Annotated in this window: 1 pseudogene; it reads left to right on the forward strand. The window is 65.9% G+C overall.

The features are described 5' to 3' along the window. Positions 1-87: 87 nt before the first annotated feature. A pseudogene (locus tag SB751_RS31970) lies at positions 88-261 on the forward strand (glutathione ABC transporter permease GsiD); the annotation flags it as partial.

Raw genomic sequence — 261 nt, forward strand, 5'->3', positions numbered from 1 at the left:
TCTCGCTCGAGTTCATCCTGATCAATCTGACCGTCGACGTGCTGTACGCGGTCATCAACCCGACCATCCGGTTCAAGTGAGGCGCGCATGAACGCGACTGTCCAGCCGGCGGCGACGGCCGCATCGACCGCGATCCGCACGCCGTGGCGCGAATTCTGGCGCAAGTTCCGCAAGCAGACCGTCGCGCTGGTGGCCGGCGGCTTCGTGCTCGCGCTCGTCGTGCTCGCATTCGTCGGCCCGCATATCGTGCCGTTCGATCCG

This window comes from Cupriavidus sp. SIMBA_020, from assembly GCF_046535395.1.
Taxonomy (GTDB): domain Bacteria; phylum Pseudomonadota; class Gammaproteobacteria; order Burkholderiales; family Burkholderiaceae; genus Cupriavidus; species Cupriavidus campinensis.